Raw genomic sequence first — 22,830 nt, forward strand, 5'->3', positions numbered from 1 at the left:
TTGGGTATAAAAACAAACTGCAGCTAAGGTGCCGCGCATCATAACAATTTTGCCATCGTATTGGTATGTAATGCCTTTGGACCCGAAATTGATTACCATAAGCTTATTATTTTATTGATCTTCTCTTTCTTATGACTCATTACCACACCTTAATTGTCGGAGCAGGTTACGCTGGCTACAGCCTTGCCAAAGAACTGCGTAAACTAGACCCAGAACGCAGTATCTGCCTGATCAGCAGCGACAGCGCTGATTATTACTCCAAGCCTTTGTTATCCAATGGCTTTAGCAAACAAAAAAGTGCCAGCGACCTGGTACAGAAAACTGCTGCCCAAATGGCAGCGGAGCTACATATTGAGGTGTCGCCTTATTGTAGTGCAGAGCAAATTAATCCGGAACTACATCAGGTACTGACCAACAAAGGATTGATCCAGTATCAGCAACTGGTGCTGGCAACAGGAGCCAGCCCGCTGAGACTCTCACTGCCGGCTGCAACTGATGGCCTGGTCTGGTCTGTGAATGACTTAGCGGACTACCAGAATTTTCTGCAACAAAGCCAGAACAAACAAAAAATTACTGTGCTTGGAGCGGGCTTAGTTGGCATTGAATATGCTAATGATTTAGCTGCAGCAGGTTTTCAGGTATCGGTGATAGCGCTGGAGCAGCAACCTTTAGCCCAACTTCTGCCGCCTGCCCTGGGTGAGCTTTTACAGCAGCAGTTAACAGCATTAGGGGTTGAATTTTATTGGGGATCGTCGATAAAAGATGCTCAACTTGCCCAACAGCAATTAAGCCTTCAGCTTACTGATGGCCGCAACCTGACCACAGAATTGATTTTATCTGCTGTGGGTTTAAAGCCAAAGCTGCAGCTTGCGATGCACGCAGGTATAAACTGCGGCAAAGGCATAAAAGTGGATCAGACTCTGGCAACTTCAGCCGCTGATATCTATGCTTTGGGCGACTGTGCAGAAATCTGTGGCTATAACCTGATGTATATTCAGCCTATTAGTTTATCTGCCAGAGCTTTAGCCCTGACTCTGACAGGCAGGATCACGCCAGTGCAATTTCCTGTAATGCCAGTGATCGTCAAGTCGCCAGCTTTAGCTGTTGTAAGCTGGCCAGCTGCAAAAGAACAACAAGGCGAATGGGTATACGAAGGCCAAGGCATGGATTGGATGGCGAGATTTCAGAGCCCATCAGGTCAGTTACTAGGTTTCGCTCTGACCGGAAAAATGGTGGCGCAACGTTTGCGGCTGGCAAAAGAAATACCAGCTTTGATAGCTTAACGTCGGACCTTCGGGTAAGATCCTTTTTTGAATGTTTGATAAAAATGAAAGAGTAAACCGGATGAAAAAAGCGCTGACTTGTTTTGTTTTTTTATTGTTAAGTCAAAGTCTCTGGGCTCAGAGTGCGGCCAATGCACCTATGAAAGTCAATTATGCTTATTTTGGTTTTGATCCGGATATAGTGACTAACTACATCACTCCTACGACCGAAGAACTGGGTTATGTTCGGGTCACTATGGAGTTGATGATTATGGATAAAAAGTATCTGGACGTGATAGAGCATCACGAACCACTGATCCTGGATAAAATTGTGTTCGCTTTTGGTCGTGAAAATGGCGACACCATCCGCTCATTAACAGGGCGCGAAGAAATTCGCTTAAAAATCCTGAATCAACTGCGTGACGCCCTGAAAAAAGAGACAGGTCAGGATGTTTTAAAAGACGTTTTGTTTACTAAATATCTGTACCACTAAGCAGTAAAACCTGAATCACCGTACATTCAGCGCTGTACGGTGAGAGCCTTGTTTGCCGCTACCAGTAACACAGCACAAAACATGCCTGTCAGTAAGCCCGCTAAATGTGCCCAGTTTGCCATCGAAATCCACAGCAGATCAAAAAAGCCAATCACCAGCCAAATCAACATAAAACCTATTAAGCCAGTGCTGATCTGCAAACCCCAGTTCGGTTTTAACCAACCACAGATCCAATAAAAACCAAATAAGCCATAGACCAGGCCTGACATGCCACCAAAGTGAGCACCAACCATCACAAACTGTGCAAGGTTGGAAAACAACAACACCAACAAAGTCAGGCTAATAGCGACCACACGGCCTGACTTCAGCTCCAGTGGCCCCAACAGATACCAGACCCAGATCAGGTTAAACACCAGATGAGAGCCGGAAAAATGCAACCAGCCCGGCGTAAACCAACGCCAGCCTTGTTCCAGACTAAGCCCCAGTTCAGGTTTTAATTGCAATGCAGCTAAAGCGGACCAGGGGTCCACTTGCTGCCAGCCATACACCAGCAAGGCTGACAACCAGACCAAATGGCAAAACCAGCCACCATTAGCCCATAACTGTTGCCAATAACCGGATAAACCAGCTGAGCCTGTCCCTGAGGCCACTACTTCTGCCCTGTCCCATGCCGCAGCCTGATAACGGTCGGCATAAGGGTTTAACAAAAAGCGCTCTAACTCAGCAACCACCAGTTCGGCATGTTCAGGTGCACACCAAAGCTCAGCCTGCTCTGCAGAATGCACCACCACACTGACATCCAGTTGCTGACTTTTACAATAATCAGCCAGACTCAGAGCTGCAGCGGAAGAGGCAAAGTCTCCAATCTTAATCATGGGAATCCGTAACAAAAGGCAGTTGCTGACGCCAGGCTTCAAAACCGCCATCCATACTGAATACAGTTTCAAAACCTTGTTGTGCTAAGTACTGAGCAGCGCCCTGACTGGAATTGCCGTGATAACAAACCACCACCACAGGAGTTTCAAACTCAGTTTGTTGGATAAACTGATTCAGACTGCCGTTGGTTAAATGGAAAGAATCAGCAATATGGCCAGAGGCATAACTTTGCTCATCACGAATATCGACTACAACTGCTTTATGCTGTTCTATTTGCTCCAGCGCTGTGGCTACTGAAATACGACTGAATTCACTCATGGGTCACTCCGTTACTGCTCAAACTTCAGATTGATGCCGCTATAGTAGCCCAGCTGACACGCCTTGAGTACCATAGCTTATGCCGGATCCGCCGAACTGCAGACAATTGACGAAGAAATAACCAGCCCAAAGCAGCTAAATACCGCATTAAAACACCAAGTTAACAATTACAGCTTTAGCTCAAGCCCAAGCTTAGGTAAAATAGCGCGCCTTGTTGGTTTGGAAACAGAATACCCATGTCAGATAGTCCCTTGTATTTAATTTATGATCCTGCTTTTGATGATATGGACGCTGAAGGCTGCCCGGGATTTGGTTTTATACTGGTGTTTGACGAGCAGGATCTGGACAACTACCAATCCGGTGAAAACCCGCCCTTTCCGGCTGTCTCTATGTTATTTACCGATCATGCCGATGGCAGTATCAGTGGCGACTTATTGGGTTGGGCACAACTGGATGCGGAAATCTTCCAGCAGTTTCCTTTGGGTCAATTCTTTCAGTTGATGGAACAAGCCGCTCAGGTGGCGATTAACGCTTACCGTCAGGTGGGTCAGGTGCCGGATAAACTGATAGCTCAGTTGTTACCGGACGATGATTTAATTCAGTTTGATGTGCAGTTTGCCACCCTTGAACTGAATGATGCCGAAGCTGAATCGCAACTGGCACAACAAATGATGTCAGGCCGGCCTTATCTGGATTCTTAACCGATCCTTTTCTCTGTCAGCTCCGTAGTCAGCTAAAACGGAGCTTGTATGACCCACCATAAATTACATCTGCCCCAGAAAATCTGCGCTTGCTGTGGTTTAGCCTTCAGTTGGCGGAAAAAATGGCAAAAAAACTGGCCTGAAGTGAAATATTGCTCTGAGCGCTGTCGTCGGAAAAAGTGACCTTCGGCCTATTGTGACCACCTGCCCGACTCCTGTTAAATAAGGGTTAACCTTTATGACAGGAATTTTTTATGAAAGCCTTGTATTTCATTGCCGTTTTAAGCAGCTTCCCCTTATTTGCCAGCGATGTCAGTTCTTATGATCTATTGCTGGAGCGGGATAAATTCAGCCAGCTACAACAGCAACTGGGTCAGGCCCCTCAATTGGCGAACAAAGAATTGCTGGTTTTGCAGCTGGAAACTATGTTGGGGTTACGGCAATCTGAACAAGCAGAACAACTGGCTAATCAGGCATTAAAGCACTATCCAAAAGATGCGGAACTGCTGCGTCTGGCGGCGTTAAATCAGTTTAATCTGGCACAGGACAGCAGTATTTTTTCCGCGGCTTCTTACGCCAAAGAAGGTTTAGCTTTGCTGAAAGAAGCCATGGCGGCAGCACCGCAAGATCTTAAAATACAACACATCTTGATTGGCTTTTATCTGCAAGCCCCTTCGATAGCGGGTGGTGATACCAAAGAAGCAAAAAAGCTGGCCAAAGCCATGGCAGAAAAACATCAGCCAGAAGGCACATTGGCGACCATAGAGGTATTGATGGATGACGATAAACTGCCAGAAGCCCTGAAACTCACCGAACAACAGCTGCAACAGTATCCGGAGCATCCGGCTTTATTAGCAGCCTATGGCAATTTACTCAGCATAAACAAGGAACCAGCCAAAGCTTTTGTTCAATACCAAAAAGCTGCAGCGGCCGCGACGGATTTAGCGGAGCAACAAAGTTACCTCTATCATCTGGGCCGATTAGCTGCAACAGAACAACAAAACCCACACACTGGCCAACAGGCGTTAGAGGGGTATTTAGCGTTTTATCAGGACAGTGACCATGCGAAAACGGGCTGGGCTCAGCTACGTTTGGCGCAAATTTATCTGGTGCAAAAGCAGCAAGATAAAGCCCGGCAACTGCTGCCGCATATTAAGAATCAGTCACAAAATGATAAAAGGTTGAAAAATGAATTAAAAAATCTGGAAAAACAGCTGAAAAAGAGCTGATCCCTGATCTGCCAGAGCGGGATCTGCGGATCCCGTTTTGCTTTTTACGCACAGGCCTCTTACTATATGCACTTTATTCCATCACTCAATACGCCGGAACCGCAGCATGGCAAAAGCAATTAATATGGCCGAGGTAGAAAAAGCATTAAGCGGCTTTACTATTCCTCCTCAGCCCACTGTTTTACTTAGTATCAAAGCAGAAATTGAAAGTGATGATCCCAATATCAAACGTATTGCTGAACTGATCAATCAGGATCTGGGCATAGCTGGCTTCACCCTTAAAGTGGTGAACTCGGTGTATTTTGGTTTACGCCGAAAAATCAGCTCAGTAGAACATGCCTGTAAGTTTTTAGGCTTAAACCGGGTGATTAAATTAGTCAGTTCAGTGGTACTGCGTTTTACCTTAAGTGAAGGCCGGACGGACAGATTTACTGAAAGCCTGTGGCAAAGCGCGGCTAATGTAGCCAACGCAGCCACTTTGTTAGCTCAACAACTGCGTTATGGCACAGATTGCGCTGACGATGCCTACAGCTTAGGTTTATTCCATAATGCCGGCATGCTGCTGATCAGCAGCCAGTTTAAAGATTATGCCAAAGTGCTGAAACAAGCTCATTTGGCAGGTTACAGCATGTCAGACGCTGAAGATCAGAATTTTCAGACCACGCACGAATTGCTGGGTTATATGATTGCTCAGTCCTGGGGTTTAGCACCTGAGCTGACCAATGTGATTGCGTACCATCATAGCCATGCCTTGATCCTGGCCTCTGATGATCTTTACGAAAAACGTTTATTTGCACTGCTGAAACTGGCTGAGCATATGACAGATGAAAGCAAAGTATTGTTGGATCTGGATATGGACCCTGAATGGGATCAGTATAAAGCCACCATTCTGGACATTCTGGAACTGGATGAACTGACGCTGCACGACTTAGGCGACTACCTGCAACAACAAGGTGTGCCCAATAGGTATCACGCCTAAGACAGGGAGCTTAGGCTCCCTTTGTTTTTATCATGCCTTTGTTAATTAACCAGAGTTATATTCAAGATGCGTATTGTATTAGCCCCAATGGAGGGCGTGGTGGATCATTTAATGCGGGATATGTTAACCCGTATTGGTGGTTTTGATTTATGCATCACTGAATTTGTCCGGGTGGTGGACCAACTGTTGCCAAGCCGGGTTTTTACCCGTATTTGTCCTGAGTTAAAACAAGGTGGGGTTACTCCTGCCGGTGTGCCGGTTCGGGTGCAGCTATTAGGCCAGGAACCGCATTGGCTTGCCGAAAACGCAGTGCGTGCAGTGCAATTGGGCTCGCCTGGCGTGGATTTAAACTTTGGTTGTCCGGCTAAAGCGGTCAATAAAAGCCGTGGTGGTGCTGTACTTTTAAAAGAAACCGAAACCCTGTACCAAATTATTAAAGCAGTACGTGACGCTGTGCCATCCCAGTTTCCGGTCACAGCAAAAATACGCTTAGGTTTTGACGATACCAGTTTAACTCTGGACAACGCCCGCGCTATTTATGAAGCAGGCGCAAGCGAGCTGACTGTACATGCCCGCACCAAAAGTGATGGTTACAGACCGCCAGCTTACTGGCCATGGATCAAACAAATCCGCCAGACTATTCCTCTTAACGTGGTGGCCAACGGCGAAATCTGGACACCAGAAGATGCTGCTTTATGCTTAGAACAATCCGGCAGCGCGGATTTAATGTTAGGTCGTGGCGCTTTAGCCAGCCCTGGTTTAGCCCGTGATATCAAGCAGCATTTTGCCAGTGGCGTTTATCAAAAAATGCCATGGTCCCAAGTGCTGGAGCTGCTGCTGCAGTACTCAGACTATGAAATAGCAGGCGACAAAGGACTGTATTATTCCAACCGTATTAAACAATGGTTTAGTTACCTGAAACTACAGTACGTTGAAGCTGAAGTCTTATTCCAGCAACTACGTTTACAGCAAAAAGCACCGGATTTAGTGGCGACTTTGCGTGGGGCTTTACATCAGATTTCAGATATCTCCGAACATTGACCTGCAGAGATTCGACTCAAACAGCGCGGTCAACTACAACGCAGACACGCCGTAAATACATCCATGTAGGCTCCTCTTAGGCTATCCGGGGTTTTGCAGAGCAAAACCCTTTCAGTCGGCAGCAAGTCAGATGACTGACTTGCTGAAACCCCGACTTCACCCAACTGGGCAGGGTCTGCTAACGAAGTTGTCCGGCCGTTTCCCGACTCCCTTTGTATATTCACTTTGTGCCAGAAGCGGACATTATTTGTGCATGCGGACGAATACATAGTGCTATTTGCTTTCATCATAAAACAGGCACGCTTTGAGCAAATCAACAGGTATATTTATTTGTTGCTGAAGAAGGAAAATCAAGCTAATTTAGACGCTTAGCTTGGACCAACCTAAAAATAACAGGCTAGAGAAAAGTAATAATCTGCTAGCACGCTTTGGGTCACAGCTAGAAGTAGTTGATTGTAATGACAAACTTTTTATCAGTAAGTTAATGCTGGTTTGTCATCTGGTAAAACCTGATAAAGCGTGCCAGCACAATATATAAATGTCATGTGTTTAAAAAGGATCTGGTATTTACATGAACGTGTATCAAATTATTGAACTTTTATTTGCAACGATTCAAGGTTCTATTGAAGAGCAAAGTTTAATTAATCAGCTTGCTGAAGCAAGTGGTAAATCAATAGCAAGTATTAAGTCTGCGATCAATGGGTGTAGAAACAAGAAAAATAAAACCGATTTTAGCCTGTGTATTCGAAAAAAACTTAAATTAGGTGGCCCAGGTTTGCCAAAATAACTGTTTGCACTCACTGTGTTCGCAGGGACACAAACACATGGGCATTAAAATTGGGCGCTAGGCGAGACTAAGCAGGGAAAATAGATGAATGGATGACAAGATTAACGATTTAAAAAATCTCTTTTTGCAAAGCATTTCGTTGGGGCACAACGTAAACGATGAAATTCTTAGCAACATCGATGCGTTACTGTATTTGTTTAATCGTTCTGATATTAATATTCTTCGGCAAAAGTCAGCAAAATTGTCTTATGAGCTACATGAGCTTGGCGTGGCAAGCGTCCCTTATTTCATTCTGCTCTTATTTAATAAACTTGAGGCGGTGAGTTTCAAGCCGAGATTAAAGCGAAATAGCCCAGATTCTAACTTCGATGAAGATCTGTTCATGGATTTCTTTAAGCAGTGTTTTGAATCTTGTAGTGAAACAGGAATTCGCATATTAACATTCAATCTTCCTTCTAATTATGAAATTGACGAAATAAGCATTTATTGTAGTACAAGGTCACTGCTTGATAAATTCATTAGCGAACCAATCAATACCAATGAGTTAAAAGCTGACCTCCCTCCGAGAGCAATCTGCTTAGGTGTGTCTAAAGTTTTATCTCATAAATTTAATTGCCAGCATGAGTTCTACATTCAATTTAGTTCTATTTTAGCTCGCATGAATCGGGATGGTCTCTATCAAGAAGCGAGAGATTGGGCAGAAGAGGCAGTTATCTGCTCTTACGAATATCAAGAGTTGTATTATGGTCATTATGTAAAGTTTTCTCTTTACACAAGTCAAATGAATGTAATTGACTCGCTGTTGAATTGTTGCCTCTTGCTTACCGCATTGTGTGAAGAGGAACGTGTCTGCGATGAATTAATGAATAAGCTTTATGTTGAGATATTTCTAGCGTTACGAACGTTCAACTTTTTCGAATATGCAAAAGATGTCTATAAAAATTACATAGTAAATATCAAGCTGCAAGAGTATGAATTACAAAAGTGTGATCTTGCTATGCTTTATCTCCGTTTAATGGAAAATGATGAAACGGTCGTAGCTGGTGCTGAAAGATACATAAGGATAAACAAAGAAAATATAATTAAATTCGGAAAGTCTTCTCTATTACCGTGGTTCGCATTTATTTGCAATGTTAAAGAGGTTTTCCATGATTCATCAATTGGTTCGGAGATCATAAATGAATTTGAACATGAAATTATTCAGCAACTTCCTGCCGTTGAAGTTAAATCTATTAAGGATAAAATACTAAGAGGTCAGTTAGGTGGTAAAGACTCACTAATTTTTGGACTTAAAAATCTATCTAGGACCAGAAATAGAGCTGACTTAATTCATGAAGTAAACCAGCTAGTGGTAACAGCAAGCAGAGTAATTGAATCATCAATTGAAAGTTCAGATATTGAAGGTGTACTTCTAGGACATCAATTGAAGTCAGATGGAAGTGTCTATCTTAAAGAATCATTAATGGTTCCGGATAATGGGGTTATTCAGCAAATATTTAATTTGGATAGTCAGAATTCTGCACGATTTGATAATTACATTAGATATGTTAAAAACTCGCTATTTGATGCAAGCTCAAAGCAGTTTCTATGGATCGGTTTTAATCATGAAAAGCTGTATTGCGTTATTCTGGAGGGTGGCGATTTTGTTCATTGTGGATATATTGAGTCTACTAGTAAAAATGAAATATCTCATTGGCTTAAAAGTCGCCTTTCAACTTTAGCTTTCGAGGATACTCCTAATACAGGGAGTTATTTCATTACCAGAGAAGATTTTTGGCTAGAAGAGAGTAATTCTATTATCGAATCTTTGCCTTGCATCGATATACCACTTTCTTCAAAAGAGGTTGTACTTTTTTCTGATGTCCAATTCTCCTCGTTTCCGCATAATATGATTAAATCCCATGGTAAAATCATGACTTTGGAACGAGGCATTTCTTCACCATTATCTTTTGACAATTACCTTTCATATAAAAAATCAAAGTTCAACTCAAAGAGTGTTTATGCTTGGGCTCCTATTTCTGAAGGAGATATGGCGATTTCGATTGCATTTTCTAAGCTGAAAGAGGAAATGGTTGCTACAAATATAGTTTACGATGAAGGATTAATACCTAATCCTAGTCAAGACATAAATATATTCATTTCACACGGTGGGCGTAACGGCAGCTCTGGATTTAGAGGCCTTTATCCAACAAGTGGAAAGGCATATGATACTGATAAAGTTTTTGGGATTGGTAAAGTTGCAATATTGTTTGTATGTCATGCCGGTAGTATAGTTGAAAATGTTTATTCAAACAGTACGCATACTTTAGTGAAGAAATTGCTCAGAAATGGATATGAAGCTGTAATATCACCAAGCTGGAGTCTAAATGTATCGATACCGGGTGTTTGGACGAAAGAATTTTTGAAATCAATGAATTCAGGTTTGAATATATCTCAGGCTGTTCATAATGCAAACTTGATTGTAAACGATTGCTATCTAAGCCCAAGTGCATCAGCTGCTATGCACCTATTTGGAAATGATGAAATCACATGTGCCTAACAATATACTGTTGCGAATTATTTTTCCACTTCGATATAAAGTAACCGCAAAGTGCCGTGTTAATGTATCCAATTCGCTCTTAGCTGCCAATCAGAAAAACACATACCAACTACTGGCACCAACCCCCCATTGGGGCGCGAGCCGGACAAAATTGGGTGGCCAAGGTTTTAAGGCTGGGACTGTTTGAGTGAGGAGTCGTTAGCGACGAGCGAGTTACCCAGCCGCCTTGGACGCACGATTTTGGGCCGGGCTTTCGCTGCGACCTGGGGCCGCCTTTTCTTTGGTTACTTTCTTTTGGCGGCGCAAAAGAAAGTAACCCCACCCGGAGGGTACAAACTCAAATTCAGAGCATATACATAACAAATATTACTTCGGGCAAGGAAAATAAACTCTTCAGGAATGAATAGTAGTGACGGCTATTAATCCTGCCGACTGCTCTGGTGACAACTCTTCAGATTGAATCTCTGCACTCAACACCAAAGCCGAAGTCGGCTGAATACAACAAGCCAGTACTTCATCCCCGCCACAACTCATGCTGGGTTCCAGCACCTGCTGGTATTCCCCTTTAACCACCCGCACTTTACAAAGGCCACAAGAACCGCCTTTACAGTCGTAATTCAGCGGCACTCGGGCGGCAAGAATAGCATCCAACACTGATTTATGGCCCTGACTGTCAGCAAATACACCATTGATTTCAATAGGGAAACTTTGCTCGCTTGCTGAAGCACTAAACAACTCAGCATAACAATACAAAGCGCCTAAAATGCCTAAATCATAAATCAGCTGCTCTGTCATTTTGGCGCTGGCACAAAAATAATACTGCGCCTGTGGGCCTGCCAGTTTATATAAATAACCTGCATCAATCCGGCCTTTAAAGCCTTGCCAATCGGCTGGTGGTTGAGTTAAAGCTATACGAAGTTGTAAACGGGGTAAACGCCGTAGCAAAGGGTAAAACACTATATCTTCCAGCCGACGCGCCTGATACACCAGAAACACCTGACGTTTTTGCCGGATAGCGGCATACGCCATCGCCAGCATAGGGGTAATACCTACGCCACCGGCCACCAGAACCAATGGCTGGCGTGAGCGGTTTAATAAAAAGTGGCCACGTGGGTAAGAGCTTTCAACCAGATCCCCCACTTTTAAATGCTGAAACAATGCCTGGCTCAAGCGGCCATCGGTTTCAGCTTTAATTACCAGTTGGTAGTAACGCTGCTGACTGCAATCCTGCGCCAATGAATAAGCCCGACTGACTGGTTTGCCCTGTAAATCTTTGCCATACAGCAAGATATGCTGACCGGCTTTGGCTTTGGGTAATAACAAGCCGTCCGGATGCTGTAGCCATAACTTCAGATACTGGCCCTGACGTTTTACCCGCACCAGTTGTAGTTGCAAACGCTGGTTTTGCAATTTTGGCAAAGCAATATGCTGCCAATAACCACGGCCAAACAGGAATAATGTCAAAAACAGCAGAGCAAAAGTCAGGGCAATCATTGGCGCAATAGCGAACCCAGATAAGAATGATTATCAAATGATAACAGATCGCATTTACACTGCCAAGCGGGAATTAATAGCGGAAAAAAATTAGAGGAAGGGTCAGAGCAAAGCTCTGACCCTGTAAAATTACCAGTTGAGGATCACTTTACCGGACTGGCCTGAGCACATAATCTCAAAACCTTCCTTGTAGTTTTCCATTGGCATTTCGTGGGTGACTATTGGGCTTAAATCCAGACCGGATTGAATTAAGCTGGCCATTTTGTACCAGGTTTCAAACATTTCGCGGCCATAAATGCCCTTGATCACCAGGCCTTTAAAAATCACTTTGTTCCAGTCCACCGCCATATCTGAAGGTGGAATACCCAACATAGCAATTTTGCCACCGTGGTTGATGGTGTCTAACATGCTACGAAAGGCTGAAGGCACACCGGACATTTCCAGACCTACGTCAAAACCTTCGGTCATGCCAAGCTCTTTCATCACGTCTTTTAAATCTTCTTTGCTGACATCTACAGCACGGGTAGCGCCCATTTTACGCGCCAGCTCCAGGCGGTATGGGTTCACATCAGTGATCACCACATGACGGGCACCGACATGACGGGCGACGGCCACTGCCATAATGCCGATAGGACCAGCACCAGTGATTAATACGTCTTCGCCCACTAAGTCAAAAGACAAAGCAGTGTGCACGGCATTACCAAATGGGTCGAAGATAGCGGCTATATTATCCGGAATATTGTCCGGAATTTTAAAGACGTTAAAAGCCGGAATAGACAGGTATTCGGCAAAAGAGCCTTCACGGTTTACGCCCACACCTATGGTATTACGGCATAAATGCACCCGACCGGCGCGGCAGTTACGGCAGAAACCACAAACTAAATGGCCTTCCCCTGATACACGGTCGCCTTTGGCAAAACCACGCACTTCAGAGCCCATATCCACCACTTCGCCGACATATTCGTGACCAACCACCATGCCATGAGGAATAGTGTTTTGTGCCCATTCATCCCATTTGTAGATATGCACGTCTGTGCCACAAATAGCGGTTTTTTTGATTTTGATCAGAACATCATTTGGGCCTACTTTTGGCATGTCCACTTCAGTTTGCCAAATGCCCGGTTCTGCTTTTAATTTTGCTAATGCTTTCATCATGGCGTCCTCAGGCAATTACGCCCATTTCTTTACCAATACGAATAAAGGCACTGATGGCTTTATCCAGATGTTCTTTGTTATGTGCAGCAGAGATCTGAGTGCGAATACGCGCCTGATCTTTGGGTACTACAGGGAAGGAGAAACCCACTACATAAATACCTTCAGCGAGCATACGGCGCGCCATTTCGGCAGCTACTTTGGCATCACCTAACATCACAGGAATAATAGCGTGATCTTTACCTGCCAGTGTAAAACCAGCGGCCGCCATTTTTTCGCGGAAATAACTGACGTTGTCCCACAATTTAGCGCGCAGCGCATCACCGCTGGTCAGTAACTCCAAGACTTTGATGGACGCTGTGACAATAGAAGGCGCTAAAGAGTTAGAGAATAAATAAGGGCGTGAACGCTGGCGTAACCATTCAATCACTTCTTTTTTGCCTGAAGTGTAACCACCAGAAGCGCCACCTAAAGCTTTGCCTAAAGTGCCGGTAATAATATCAACACGCTCCAGCACGTCGCAGTATTCGTGAGTACCACGGCCATTTTTACCAACAAAACCTACAGCGTGGCTATCGTCCACCATTACCAGCGCATTGTATTTATCGGCTAAATCACAAATGGATTTTAAGTCGGCAATGACGCCATCCATTGAGAACACGCCGTCAGTGGCAATGAGTTTAAAACGGGCACCATCGGCGTCAGCTTGTTTCAACTGAGCTTCTAATTCCGCCATATCGTTATTGGCGTAGCGGTAACGTTTGGCTTTACATAAACGTACGCCATCGATAATAGAGGCATGGTTTAACGAATCTGAAATGACAGCATCTTCAGCACCTAAAATGGTTTCAAACAAACCACCGTTGGCATCAAAACAAGAGGAATACAAAATAGTGTCTTCAGTGCCTAAAAAGCCGCTGATTTTTTGTTCCAGTTCTTTGTGAATATCCTGAGTACCACAGATAAAACGCACAGAGGCCACACCAAAACCATGGGAGTCCAGACCTTGCTGCGCGGCTTTAATCAAATCAGTATTGTTGGCTAAACCTAAGTAGTTGTTGGCACAGAAATTTAGCACTTGTTCATGACCAACGGTCACGGCGGCTTGTTGCTGCGAGCTGATCACTCGTTCGGCTTTGTACAGGCCTTGCACTTTTACGTCTTCTATTTGTTGTTGTAAGTGTGCAAGAAAAGGAGTCGTTCGCATAACTTTCTCCAGAAAGGCTGAGGGCTTGGTAAAATCCGCCGTATTGTAATCACTAAGCGAAAGGGATGCAGCGCTTTTCTGTCAGAAAAGGCTGCAGATCGGATTAGTTGCGTAGCAAATAGTTGCCAGCGGACCGTTAAATCGTCTGATCACCAGACAAAGCCTGATAATGCTGCTGCAGTTTTTCGATACGAGGCAAAGCCTGAGCTGTGGCATAAGGCTTAAATAACAGCAGCACTTTTAATACCCCAAGATAAGCCTGCTCTTTACTCATCACAGTCTGCGGCTCCTGGGTTTTTAAGTAACTGATCCAGAAGGTCACTACCAGTTTGATGGTATGAGCGAAATTGGCGATATCAGCATCATCTATGGCGATTACGTCAGCTTTTTTTAATGAGCTGAGGATCGACACTACTTTGGCCAGAACGCCTTTTTGCACTGTTAAATAATCCTGCTGCAAGGCCTGATCGCGTGACAGAATATCCGGCAGGTTGGCGTAAAAAAAGTGAAAACGCCACATCAGTTCAAACACCACATCCAGATACTGAGCCAGATAATCTAAAGCTTCTGAGGCTTGAGTTGGAGGTTGCAACCTGTTATCCAGTAACTTGGCGTATTCACGGAAAATATTCCGCACTATGTCTTCTTTATTACGAAAGTGGTAATACAGATTGCCAGGGCTGATACCCAAATGCGCCGCTATATGATTGGTGGTGATGCAACGTTCACCCTGCTGATTAAATAACTCGATGCTTGCCTGCAGTATCTTGTCTTTGGTTCTTAGCTTCTTATCCATCCGCGTATTTCTTTTTATTTATTTTTTATTAATTTGCTATAGTAACGCCAATTCGATTAAAAACTCTAGTCGTGTATTTAAGCAGCACAGGGATGACCATAAAACAATGAAAACCAAAGCGATTTATCCCGGCACTTTTGACCCTTTAACTAATGGCCACAGTGACTTAGTACAAAGGGCTGCACTTTTGTTTGATCAGGTGATAGTGGCTGTCGCTTCTAACCCCAGCAAGCAACCGCTGTTTACGCTCGCAGAACGGGTTCAACTGGCACAACAATGTTTTGCCGATCTGCCGAATGTAGCAGTGGTCGGTTTCTCAGGTTTGCTGGCCGATTTTGCTAAACAGAATCAGGCTCAGGTGCTATTGCGTGGTGTTCGCGCTGTGGCCGACTTTGAATATGAGTTTCAGCTGGCCAGCATGAACCGTCAGCTCAACCCGGATTTAGACAGTTTATTTATGACACCTTCAGAGAAAAACACTTTTATCTCTTCCACTTTAGTGAAAGAAGTAGCCCGCCATGGTGGCGATGTCAGCCGTTTTGTCGCCTCTCATGTTGAACAGGCATTAAAGCAAAAGTTTACAGCGGTTTAATTTGATACACGGATTCTGGTCGTAATGAAAAAACTTAAGTTCAGCACTTTTACTCTGGCTTTTTTGGCTTTGTCAGCACAAGCCACTCCCTGGATGGATACGCAGGACAACTACCTGCGCCAGTCACTGCAAACCTTGTCTCATGCAGGTTTAATCAGTGGCCCTGTCAATACTTATCCTTTGATGTGGAAGAATATTGCCAAAGATTTGGCACAAGCTCCGAACCGCCGCTACAGCGAAGAAGTAACTTTTGCACTTGCTCATGTGCGTAAAGCTTTGAATGTCAACGAAAGTGACAAAACAGCCGGTATTAAACTTAAAGCCAATTCAGAGCAAATGGGTATTCAGAGTTTTGGTGAAACTTATCAGGATCAAGCTAGCATCACAGTGTTCAGCGAGTTTCAGAATGATCTGTTTGCCGGCCGCTCAGAAGTGCATTACCGCAAGCGCCATGATGGCAGCACCGAACAGGATTTAACCTACGACAATAGTTATTTGGCGGCCTTACTGGGCAACTGGGTATTGTCGGTCGATCAGGTCAGTACCTGGTGGGGACCAGGCCAACAAAGCGCCTTGTTGCAAAGCAATAACGCCAGGCCATTACCTTCAGTGCGTTTAAGTCGCCATGGGTGGGATGAAATAGATTTGCCAGTGCTGAACTGGTTGGGCCCCTGGAGTTTCACTACTTTTATCGGCTTGGGTGAACACCAAAGCCCAGTTAGCCAAACCCGTTACTGGGGCGGTCGCTTTAACTTCAGGCCTACAGCTACTGTGGAGTTGGGAATATCCCGCGTCAGTCAATGGGGTGGCCGGGGTAAAAATAATGGCGTTGGTGATTGGTGGGATATGCTTATCAATAAAGATGAAGAGACCCCAAATTCCGATCAAAGAGCAGCCATAGATTTAAGTTACCACTTTAATCTGCTGAATCAGCCGCTGACGGCTTATATTGAACTGGCCGATGATGATAACGCAGAAGGTTTACCGGATAACCCTTTGCTGCTGGCTGGTATTCGCAGTTACTGGGGCAATAGCTCAGGCATTCATACGGTAAATATGGAGTATTCAGATACTTATATTGATTGTCCGGATACAGTAGTGAAAGGGAATTGTGCTTATCAGGGCGAGTTGTACCCTCAGGGTTACACCAGATACGGCCGTGTGATTGGCAGTGGTTATGGCAAAGACGCTCGCGTATTAAGTGCTGGTTATCATTACCAGACTTATGATGGAATCAGTTGGTCAGGCCATCTGTATCTGGCCAATTATTATGACGATGCGGGCAACAGCGAACAAAGCTGGCAAGCCAAAGCTGAACACAGACGGCCATTTTTTAATGGTTTACTGAGTCTGCAGTTACGGTATCTGGATCAATCGCCATTATTACCGGAAGCTGCTGACGAAGTAGCAGCAGCCACCACCTGGGAATACAGGTTCTAACTAAAAATGGGGTCGTATGACCCCATTTTATTATTACAACTTAATGATTATGTTGCGTTTATACAGCAGCAGTGACAGATACCAGAAGCCAATCACATGCAGCAGCGCAAATACAAAAGAAGCCAGCCTGGCTGGGAGCACTAAAGCTAATTGCTCAAAACCCCACTGATACAAAGAGACTGAACCAGCCTCCGTAGGAATAAAAATCAGCTGCCCTATCAATACTGCCCAGAGCCAGGACAAAATATAAATAAAGAGTGGATTAGTGCCGTAGACTTTTAAAGGTTCAGCCATGCGAGCCCAGCCTTTGATATCAATACACCAGACCAAAGCCGCTAACAGCAACAAAATTAAACCATTGCTCAGCGCCAGATAACTGCCGGACCATAAGGCTTTATTGATGGGCCAAAGCAAATGCCAAAGCAAAGCCAGAACCACCAGAACCAGACCGGACAGCAATAACAGACGCAAAGCTTGGTGCTGCTGTTTGCCCTGTAAAAACGAGGCTGAACCAAAACCAATCAAGACGGCCACCACACAAGGCAGAGTGCTTAAGAAGCCTTCAGGATCAAAAGCCACACCAAAACCCTGATACAAATGAGCAGCGCCAAAAATGGCTAAATCCCATTGCCGCACCAGATTGTGCTCCAGGCTATAAGGCAATTCACCACCACCCAGCACCAGCGCTAACCAATACAACAACACCAAAGCCACAGCCACAAAAGGTAAGTAACTGCGTTTTACCGTCAGTATCAACAGGGCAGCCAGCCAGTAGGCTAAACCTATGCGCTGCAATACACCGGGCAAACGTAATTCGGCCAGATCCACAGTAAAAGGTACGTAGTTTAGCAACACGCCAATACCAATTAACTTTAAGGCCCTGCTGCTGACCCGCCACAGGCTTTGTCTGGATAAGACTGCAGTTTTCAGCGAATAAAACATGGCAGCCCCCACCACAAATAAAAAGGTGGGGAAGACGATATCGGCAAAGGTAAAACCATCCCAGGGAGCATGCAAAAGCGGCGTATAGACATGCTGCCAGGATCCCGGAGTATTGACCAGGATCATCAGGGCAATGGCTAAACCTCTTAACGCATCCAGCGCATAAAAACGTGGTGAAGACATAAAGGCGCCTTTAATAAAATATATATCAAATAGCCAAAGTAATTGATGTTGCAGCTAGGCGACAAGTGAGCGAGACCCCAGGAGCATAGTTGTCCTATGTGCAGTTGGATTGAAGCGAGAACTCGCCGGTCAGTCCAACAATCATGTACAACAAACTACTGGGGCGAGAACACGCAGACAACAACGCTGCAGCTTCAAGTAGGAAGGCTATTTCCAGCTGGTTAACTTATGGCCTTTCAACGCATAAAACAGGATAAAGGCATAACAAGGCAACATCACCAGATAAGCGCCCTGCTGCCCTAAAGCTGTGCCGCTGGCAAGACCCCAAAACAATGGGCCAAAAGCGCCGCCAGCAATACCCATAATCAGTAAAGCCGAACCAATACTGGTTAAAGTGCCAAGACCTGACAAAGCCAGAGGCCAGACCGCAGGCCAGACAATGGCATTGGCTAAGCCCAGAATGGCGATAAATAACAAGGCGTCTGGCAAGGCTGTGCCGCCAAAAGGCACCAGCAGCGCATTCGCAATAAGGTAAGAGTTGGTATCGCCGAAGACTATAGCCAGAGTTAAAACTAAACCTAAGACGGCGGAAACTGCCAAAGCTTTTTGCTGGGATAACACCCGGGGAATAAGAAGAATACCCAGGATGTAACCCACTACCATACAAGCCATAGTATAAGAGGTCATCACAGTGTAGCGTTCAACACCAAGCGACAAGGCAAACAAACCTATGGTGTCGCCCGCTATCACTTCAACGGCCACATAAACAAATAACGACAATACACCCAGCACTAAGGCAGGTTTAGCCAAAACAGCTTTTAACTGCTCAACACCAGTACCTGTGCCTGACTCTTTTTCAAGTTCAGGCAAAGGCGAATATTTTACAGCTAAACCCAATAAGCCTAAAAAGGCAGCCAATCCTAAATAAGGAAACACCAGGCTGGCGGCCATAGCGTCAATTTGCTCCGGGGTCAAAGCTGTATCTACAGGAGCGGTAAAGCCGCTGACAATCAAAGCCGTAAACACCAAAGGAGCTGCCACACCAGCAGTTTTGTTCAGAATACCCATAATACTGATACGCACAGCTGCAGTTTCTTCAGGACCAATTTTGACAACGTAGGGATTCACTGCGGTTTGTAATAAGGTTTGACCTGCACCTATCACCAACTGAGCCAGCAAAAACAAAGCAAAAGTTTGAGTTTGTGCGGCTGGAATATACAAAAGGCCTGCCAGCATCATGACAGCCATACCCAATGCCATACCGTTTTTATAACCTACTTTGCGGATCAGCCAGGCTGATGGCAAAGCGGTAAAAGTAACGGCAATATAAAAGGAAAACAGCACCAGGGATGCCTGCAATGGGGTTAGTTGCAGCATTTGTTTTAAATAGGGCATCAAAGAGCCATTCAGCCAGGTGGCAAAACCCAGCACAAAAAACAGCATGGCCACTATGACCATAGGCAAAACGCCACTACGCGCCTTGGGGGTATCAACTGTCATTTCCATAATTCCTTCCTGTTGCTTTAATAGTTATTATGTTGAATTTATTGGATAAATTTATTAGTTACCTGGTTTCGATAAAAGCCTGGCCTTCAAGCCAGCATTGCTGTACCTGACCTTCATCACTCAGCAGAACCAGATCAGCTAAGGCCCCTGCTTTGATTTGTCCACGCTCGAGGCTGATGCCTAAAAACTCGGCTGGGTATAAAGACGCCATACGCACAGCTTCACCTTGTTCCAGGCCAAGTTCCTTGACTGCATAAGACACAGCACTGGCCATATCCAGCACTGAACCTGCTAAATTGCCGTTTAAATTGGTTAATTTATTGCCGTCACGTATAACTTTGCCGTCAAAAAAATCAAATTCGGTTTGACTGGTGCCCACAGGCGACATCGCGTCTGTCACTATCAGTAGTTTGCCTTTAGGCTTAGCCGCTAAGGCCACTTTTACTGCCAGCGGATGCACATGAAAGCCATCTAAAATAACACCACACCAGCTGTGTGGATCGGCAAGAGCCGCCCCTACTACACCAGGTTCACGCGAGGTTAAAGGCGACATTGCATTGTATAAATGAGTAAAACCCGTAGCTCCGGCCGCAAGAGCGGCTTGCACCGTGGCTGCATCTGCGTTGCTGTGACCTAAACAAACAATGACATCAGCTTTCACTAACTCTTTAATTTGTTCAGGACTGATGTTCTCAGGTGCCACAGTCACCAGCTTAATACCCAGGTCAGTGCGGCGGTAAATTGCCAGCTCAGCTGCTGATAAAGGCCGGATATGAGGTTCTGGGTGTACTCCCTTTTTAGGCACAGATAAATGCGGGCCCTCAAAATGCACACCTAAAACACCAGGCTCTTTAGTGGCGATAGCCAGAGCTATCACATCAGCAGCTTGTTGCATCACGGCCACTGAATCTGTGATCACTGTAGGCAATAGTGTTGTGCTGCCAAACTGAGCATGGGCTTTAACCATAATGCGCAGCGCATTGATGCTGGTATCCGTATTAAATAAAGCACCACCGCCGCCATTGACCTGCACATCGATAAAACCCGGCACCAGAGTCCCCTGCAGTACGGCACCATCAGCTGGCTGAATCGAATGAATACGGCCAGCTTCGATAGTTAAAGTGACATTTTGTTGCCAGTTCTGACCGTCAAACAGCCGGGCTACTGAAATCTGCTGCATGAACACCTCATCAGACCGTTTTAGTGACTTTGTTCAGGCCAGGAGGTGCATCCGGATTGACACCACGGCTGCGAGCCACAGCTTCAACATCCAGATAAAAACGCTGTAACAAGGCCAGCGGTAGTACCCGTGGATTGGACACTAAGTCGGCATGGTGCAAATGCACAATACGGGCGCCACGGCTACGCACTTCGGCAATTTGAGCCTGATGAGCTGCATTGGCTTCATCTGCTATGCTGACATCAACGATAGCAAACTGATCTTTGACTAAAGTCACAGGACCATGCAGGAACTCAGCGCTGGAAAAGGCTTCAGCATGAATGCCACAGACTTCTTTGAGTTTCAGCGCAATCTCGCGGCTGATGGCATAACCAGGGCCACGGCCTAACACCACCAGATGTTTCACTCCGTCCAGAGACTCTGCAGTTAACTGAGCAGGTAATTCGATAGCGCGCTCCAGTAATTCAGGCAAGCTCATCACTGCATCCTGCAACTGGTTATTGCCAGACCAGGCGGCAACCAGCTGTAATAAAGCACTTAAAGTGGCTAAATAACTTTTTGTCGCTGCAACCGCTTTTTCAGCACCCACATTCAGAGGAATCACCTGATCGGCTTGCTCAGCTAAAGGGGAGCTTTCATCATTCACCAATGCAATGACTAAAGCGCCAGCAGCTTTGGCCATAGCCACCTGAGCCAGAATATCCGGGCTGCGGCCTGATTGTGAAATCACCAGTACCAGAGCACCTGTTAAATCCAGCTGTTTGTTGTATACGCTGGCAATAGAAGGGGCCGCTGCTGCAACAGGTAAACCTATTTCAATTTCAATCAGATACTTGGCAAAGACACCGGCATGATCAGATGAACCACGGCCAACCATATAGACATAACGTGGCTGCTTTTGTTTGATCAACCTGACTATGTCGGCAATACGACTGGCATTGGCAGCTAATTGTTCACGGATCCGGCTTGGTGCTTCCGCAGCTTCCTGCGCCATAATAGTTCGGGTCATCATTGGGTTACTCACTGCTTAAAGTTAAGATTTATTAAGAAATACGTTGAGCTTTTTGCTGGCGCTGCTTAGCAAACCAGACGGCACCAAATTCTGGCGTAGCCAAAGCTGGTGTCACTTTTTGCTGCACTTCTGTCGCCAGATAAGGTTGTAACTTATGCGCCAAACCACCAATTAAGGATAAACGGGGTGGATTGATACCCAATAAACGTTGGGCTATAGCGCTGATATGAGCCGCTGCCTGCTGCACTATCTGCTGCGCCAAAACATCACCCTGATCAGCGGCACTAAATACCAGAGGGGCATATTTGGCATAAGTAGTTGGAGTGGCATGCATAAAGAAATCGACCAGAGCCAGGGTCTGACTGAGTTTTAATTCACTGCATAACAAATCAGTCAGCAACGTTTGTGGGCCTAATAAGTCTTTGGCTAACAGCACATGATGTACCATTTGCAAACCTATCCAGGCACCACTGCCATTGTCACCATAAGGAAAACCATGGCCGCCCACTTCAATCAGCTGGCCTTTGACATCAGCCAGACCACAAGAGCCTGTGCCTGCAATAATCACAGCACCATCACCGCCCTGATGAGCGCCAATACAGGCCACATGCAAATCGCTGGTTAAATGCAATTGTGCAAAAGGATGCTGCCATTCTGAGAAAATACGATAATATTCAGGCATATTGACGCCAGCCAGACCGGCACCAACAATAAGTTTGGACATATCTTTAAAAGCCATACCGGCACAAGTCAAAGCTTGTTGGGTAGCGGCTAAAATAGAGTCGGTTGCGACTTTCATGCCACGTAACGGATTGGCCGGGCCGGATAAGCCCTCGCCTATTACCTGATTGTCTTCTGTGACTATGATGACCCGGCATTTGCTGCCTCCACCATCTACACCTAAATAAAACGGGCCATCATAGCCTACTGCTGTAGTCATCCTACCAACCTCGTTGCATTGTCCGCTGGTCAGCTTTAATCCGATCCGATTAAGCTTTCACCTGTTGCTGTCCATTATTTCATCAAAAACCGAATTGACAGCGTTGTCATTTTTTCAATTCAGCATATAATAATTTTGACAAATAACAAGACCCTTGTTTA

22 protein-coding genes are annotated in these 22,830 nt (G+C 45.3%); 11 read left to right on the plus strand and 11 right to left on the minus strand.

What is annotated here, in order from left to right:
- The first annotated feature begins 131 nt into the window (after window positions 1–131).
- On the plus strand, window positions 132–1,283 hold the full coding sequence (locus tag RHEIN_RS15085) for an FAD-dependent oxidoreductase (RefSeq protein ID WP_008899838.1): 1,152 nt from the start codon (window positions 132–134) through the stop codon (window positions 1,281–1,283).
- A 61-nt stretch (window positions 1,284–1,344) separates the two neighbouring features.
- Window positions 1,345–1,755, plus strand: a complete 411-nt coding sequence (locus RHEIN_RS15090; RefSeq protein WP_008899839.1) for a flagellar basal body-associated FliL family protein — start codon at window positions 1,345–1,347, stop codon at window positions 1,753–1,755.
- A 26-nt stretch (window positions 1,756–1,781) separates the two neighbouring features.
- Here the strand turns inward: RHEIN_RS15090 and RHEIN_RS15095 are convergent, their stop codons facing one another.
- The gene (locus tag RHEIN_RS15095) at window positions 1,782–2,630 is read right to left on the minus strand and encodes a rhomboid family intramembrane serine protease (protein WP_008899840.1); all 849 of its coding nucleotides are present in this window, start codon (window positions 2,628–2,630) and stop codon (window positions 1,782–1,784) included.
- The gene (glpE, locus tag RHEIN_RS15100) at window positions 2,623–2,949 is read right to left on the minus strand and encodes a thiosulfate sulfurtransferase GlpE (RefSeq protein WP_008899841.1); all 327 of its coding nucleotides are present in this window, start codon (window positions 2,947–2,949) and stop codon (window positions 2,623–2,625) included. The genes RHEIN_RS15095 and glpE overlap by 8 nt, the downstream gene beginning before the upstream one ends.
- A 236-nt stretch (window positions 2,950–3,185) precedes the next feature.
- Between glpE and RHEIN_RS15105 the strand changes: the two genes are divergently transcribed.
- From RHEIN_RS15105 to RHEIN_RS15130, 7 genes are all read left to right on the plus strand, one after another.
- Entirely contained in the window at window positions 3,186–3,650 is a 465-nt protein-coding gene (locus RHEIN_RS15105; RefSeq protein ID WP_008899842.1) for a hypothetical protein, read from the plus strand.
- Window positions 3,651–3,698: 48 nt separating this feature from the next.
- Complete coding sequence (locus RHEIN_RS20750; protein WP_082335703.1) at window positions 3,699–3,833, plus strand: DUF2256 domain-containing protein; 135 nt, start codon at window positions 3,699–3,701, stop codon at window positions 3,831–3,833.
- A 71-nt stretch (window positions 3,834–3,904) separates the two neighbouring features.
- On the plus strand, window positions 3,905–4,879 hold the full coding sequence (locus RHEIN_RS15110; RefSeq protein WP_008899843.1) for a hypothetical protein: 975 nt from the start codon (window positions 3,905–3,907) through the stop codon (window positions 4,877–4,879).
- A 106-nt stretch (window positions 4,880–4,985) separates the two neighbouring features.
- Complete coding sequence (locus RHEIN_RS15115) at window positions 4,986–5,858, plus strand: HDOD domain-containing protein (protein WP_008899844.1); 873 nt, start codon at window positions 4,986–4,988, stop codon at window positions 5,856–5,858.
- 66 nt (window positions 5,859–5,924) lie between these two features.
- Window positions 5,925–6,899, plus strand: coding sequence for a tRNA-dihydrouridine synthase (locus RHEIN_RS15120; RefSeq protein WP_008899845.1), 975 nt, complete (start codon window positions 5,925–5,927; stop codon window positions 6,897–6,899).
- A gap of 571 nt (window positions 6,900–7,470) precedes the next feature.
- Window positions 7,471–7,686 carry a hypothetical protein gene (locus RHEIN_RS15125; protein WP_008899846.1) on the plus strand — a complete coding sequence of 72 codons (216 nt, stop codon included), beginning with the start codon at window positions 7,471–7,473 and terminating at the stop codon, window positions 7,684–7,686.
- Window positions 7,687–7,774: 88 nt separating this feature from the next.
- Window positions 7,775–10,225, plus strand: a complete 2,451-nt coding sequence (locus RHEIN_RS15130; RefSeq protein WP_008899847.1) for a hypothetical protein — start codon at window positions 7,775–7,777, stop codon at window positions 10,223–10,225.
- A 393-nt stretch (window positions 10,226–10,618) separates the two neighbouring features.
- Here RHEIN_RS15130 and RHEIN_RS15135 read toward each other — a convergent pair whose 3' ends face one another.
- The 4 genes from RHEIN_RS15135 to RHEIN_RS15150 form a co-directional block, all read right to left on the minus strand.
- Entirely contained in the window at window positions 10,619–11,719 is a 1,101-nt protein-coding gene (locus RHEIN_RS15135; RefSeq protein ID WP_008899848.1) for a 2Fe-2S iron-sulfur cluster-binding protein, read from the minus strand.
- Window positions 11,720–11,848: 129 nt separating this feature from the next.
- Window positions 11,849–12,874 (minus strand): L-threonine 3-dehydrogenase, encoded by a 1,026-nt coding sequence (tdh, locus tag RHEIN_RS15140; protein ID WP_008899849.1) that lies wholly within the window; start codon window positions 12,872–12,874, stop codon window positions 11,849–11,851.
- A gap of 7 nt (window positions 12,875–12,881) precedes the next feature.
- The gene (locus RHEIN_RS15145; RefSeq protein ID WP_008899850.1) at window positions 12,882–14,078 is read right to left on the minus strand and encodes a glycine C-acetyltransferase; all 1,197 of its coding nucleotides are present in this window, start codon (window positions 14,076–14,078) and stop codon (window positions 12,882–12,884) included.
- Between the two features lie 136 nt (window positions 14,079–14,214).
- Window positions 14,215–14,874, minus strand: a complete 660-nt coding sequence (locus tag RHEIN_RS15150; protein ID WP_008899851.1) for a TetR/AcrR family transcriptional regulator — start codon at window positions 14,872–14,874, stop codon at window positions 14,215–14,217.
- A 106-nt stretch (window positions 14,875–14,980) separates the two neighbouring features.
- Here RHEIN_RS15150 and coaD point away from each other — a divergent pair, with 106 nt between their 5' ends.
- Together coaD and RHEIN_RS15160 are read left to right on the plus strand one after the other, a co-directional pair.
- Window positions 14,981–15,466, plus strand: coding sequence for a pantetheine-phosphate adenylyltransferase (gene coaD, locus RHEIN_RS15155; RefSeq protein WP_008899852.1), 486 nt, complete (start codon window positions 14,981–14,983; stop codon window positions 15,464–15,466).
- 24 nt (window positions 15,467–15,490) lie between these two features.
- Complete coding sequence (locus RHEIN_RS15160; protein ID WP_008899853.1) at window positions 15,491–16,906, plus strand: capsule assembly Wzi family protein; 1,416 nt, start codon at window positions 15,491–15,493, stop codon at window positions 16,904–16,906.
- 33 nt (window positions 16,907–16,939) lie between these two features.
- Here RHEIN_RS15160 and RHEIN_RS15165 read toward each other — a convergent pair whose 3' ends face one another.
- From RHEIN_RS15165 to nagK, 5 genes are all read right to left on the minus strand, one after another.
- Complete coding sequence (locus RHEIN_RS15165; protein WP_008899854.1) at window positions 16,940–18,031, minus strand: acyltransferase family protein; 1,092 nt, start codon at window positions 18,029–18,031, stop codon at window positions 16,940–16,942.
- A gap of 207 nt (window positions 18,032–18,238) precedes the next feature.
- Window positions 18,239–19,537, minus strand: a complete 1,299-nt coding sequence (nagP, locus tag RHEIN_RS15170; RefSeq protein WP_008899855.1) for an N-acetylglucosamine MFS transporter NagP — start codon at window positions 19,535–19,537, stop codon at window positions 18,239–18,241.
- 58 nt (window positions 19,538–19,595) lie between these two features.
- Window positions 19,596–20,717, minus strand: a complete 1,122-nt coding sequence (nagA, locus tag RHEIN_RS15175) for an N-acetylglucosamine-6-phosphate deacetylase (protein ID WP_008899856.1) — start codon at window positions 20,715–20,717, stop codon at window positions 19,596–19,598.
- A 10-nt stretch (window positions 20,718–20,727) separates the two neighbouring features.
- A complete protein-coding gene (gene nagB-II, locus RHEIN_RS15180) occupies window positions 20,728–21,729 on the minus strand; it encodes a glucosamine-6-phosphate deaminase NagB-II (protein ID WP_008899857.1) in 1,002 nt (333 codons plus the stop codon).
- 31 nt (window positions 21,730–21,760) lie between these two features.
- On the minus strand, window positions 21,761–22,669 hold the full coding sequence (gene nagK, locus RHEIN_RS15185) for an N-acetylglucosamine kinase (RefSeq protein WP_008899858.1): 909 nt from the start codon (window positions 22,667–22,669) through the stop codon (window positions 21,761–21,763).
- Window positions 22,670–22,830 lie beyond the last annotated feature (161 nt).

The sequence above is a fragment of the Rheinheimera sp. A13L genome, from assembly GCF_000217935.1.
GTDB lineage: Bacteria > Pseudomonadota > Gammaproteobacteria > Enterobacterales > Alteromonadaceae > Pararheinheimera.

Bases quoted from the DNA above. Each gene is read 5' to 3' on its own strand.
- RHEIN_RS15130 (WP_008899847.1), top strand. From the start codon at position 7,775: ATGGATGACAAGATTAACGATTTAAAAAATCTCTTTTTGCAAAGCATT.
- RHEIN_RS15150 (WP_008899851.1), bottom strand. From the start codon at position 14,874: ATGGATAAGAAGCTAAGAACCAAAGACAAGATACTGCAGGCAAGCATC.
- tdh (WP_008899849.1), bottom strand. From the start codon at position 12,874: ATGATGAAAGCATTAGCAAAATTAAAAGCAGAACCGGGCATTTGGCAA.
- RHEIN_RS15110 (WP_008899843.1), top strand. From the start codon at position 3,905: ATGAAAGCCTTGTATTTCATTGCCGTTTTAAGCAGCTTCCCCTTATTT.
- RHEIN_RS15160 (WP_008899853.1), top strand. From the start codon at position 15,491: ATGAAAAAACTTAAGTTCAGCACTTTTACTCTGGCTTTTTTGGCTTTG.
- RHEIN_RS15135 (WP_008899848.1), bottom strand. From the start codon at position 11,719: ATGATTGCCCTGACTTTTGCTCTGCTGTTTTTGACATTATTCCTGTTT.
- coaD (WP_008899852.1), top strand. From the start codon at position 14,981: ATGAAAACCAAAGCGATTTATCCCGGCACTTTTGACCCTTTAACTAAT.
- RHEIN_RS15095 (WP_008899840.1), bottom strand. From the start codon at position 2,630: ATGATTAAGATTGGAGACTTTGCCTCTTCCGCTGCAGCTCTGAGTCTG.
- RHEIN_RS15090 (WP_008899839.1), top strand. From the start codon at position 1,345: ATGAAAAAAGCGCTGACTTGTTTTGTTTTTTTATTGTTAAGTCAAAGT.
- nagP (WP_008899855.1), bottom strand. From the start codon at position 19,537: ATGGAAATGACAGTTGATACCCCCAAGGCGCGTAGTGGCGTTTTGCCT.
- RHEIN_RS15105 (WP_008899842.1), top strand. From the start codon at position 3,186: ATGTCAGATAGTCCCTTGTATTTAATTTATGATCCTGCTTTTGATGAT.
- nagB-II (WP_008899857.1), bottom strand. From the start codon at position 21,729: ATGATGACCCGAACTATTATGGCGCAGGAAGCTGCGGAAGCACCAAGC.
- RHEIN_RS15120 (WP_008899845.1), top strand. From the start codon at position 5,925: ATGCGTATTGTATTAGCCCCAATGGAGGGCGTGGTGGATCATTTAATG.
- RHEIN_RS15145 (WP_008899850.1), bottom strand. From the start codon at position 14,078: ATGCGAACGACTCCTTTTCTTGCACACTTACAACAACAAATAGAAGAC.
- RHEIN_RS15165 (WP_008899854.1), bottom strand. From the start codon at position 18,031: ATGTCTTCACCACGTTTTTATGCGCTGGATGCGTTAAGAGGTTTAGCC.
- RHEIN_RS15085 (WP_008899838.1), top strand. From the start codon at position 132: ATGACTCATTACCACACCTTAATTGTCGGAGCAGGTTACGCTGGCTAC.
- RHEIN_RS15115 (WP_008899844.1), top strand. From the start codon at position 4,986: ATGGCAAAAGCAATTAATATGGCCGAGGTAGAAAAAGCATTAAGCGGC.
- RHEIN_RS20750 (WP_082335703.1), top strand. From the start codon at position 3,699: ATGACCCACCATAAATTACATCTGCCCCAGAAAATCTGCGCTTGCTGT.
- RHEIN_RS15125 (WP_008899846.1), top strand. From the start codon at position 7,471: ATGAACGTGTATCAAATTATTGAACTTTTATTTGCAACGATTCAAGGT.
- nagK (WP_008899858.1), bottom strand. From the start codon at position 22,669: ATGACTACAGCAGTAGGCTATGATGGCCCGTTTTATTTAGGTGTAGAT.
- glpE (WP_008899841.1), bottom strand. From the start codon at position 2,949: ATGAGTGAATTCAGTCGTATTTCAGTAGCCACAGCGCTGGAGCAAATA.
- nagA (WP_008899856.1), bottom strand. From the start codon at position 20,717: ATGCAGCAGATTTCAGTAGCCCGGCTGTTTGACGGTCAGAACTGGCAA.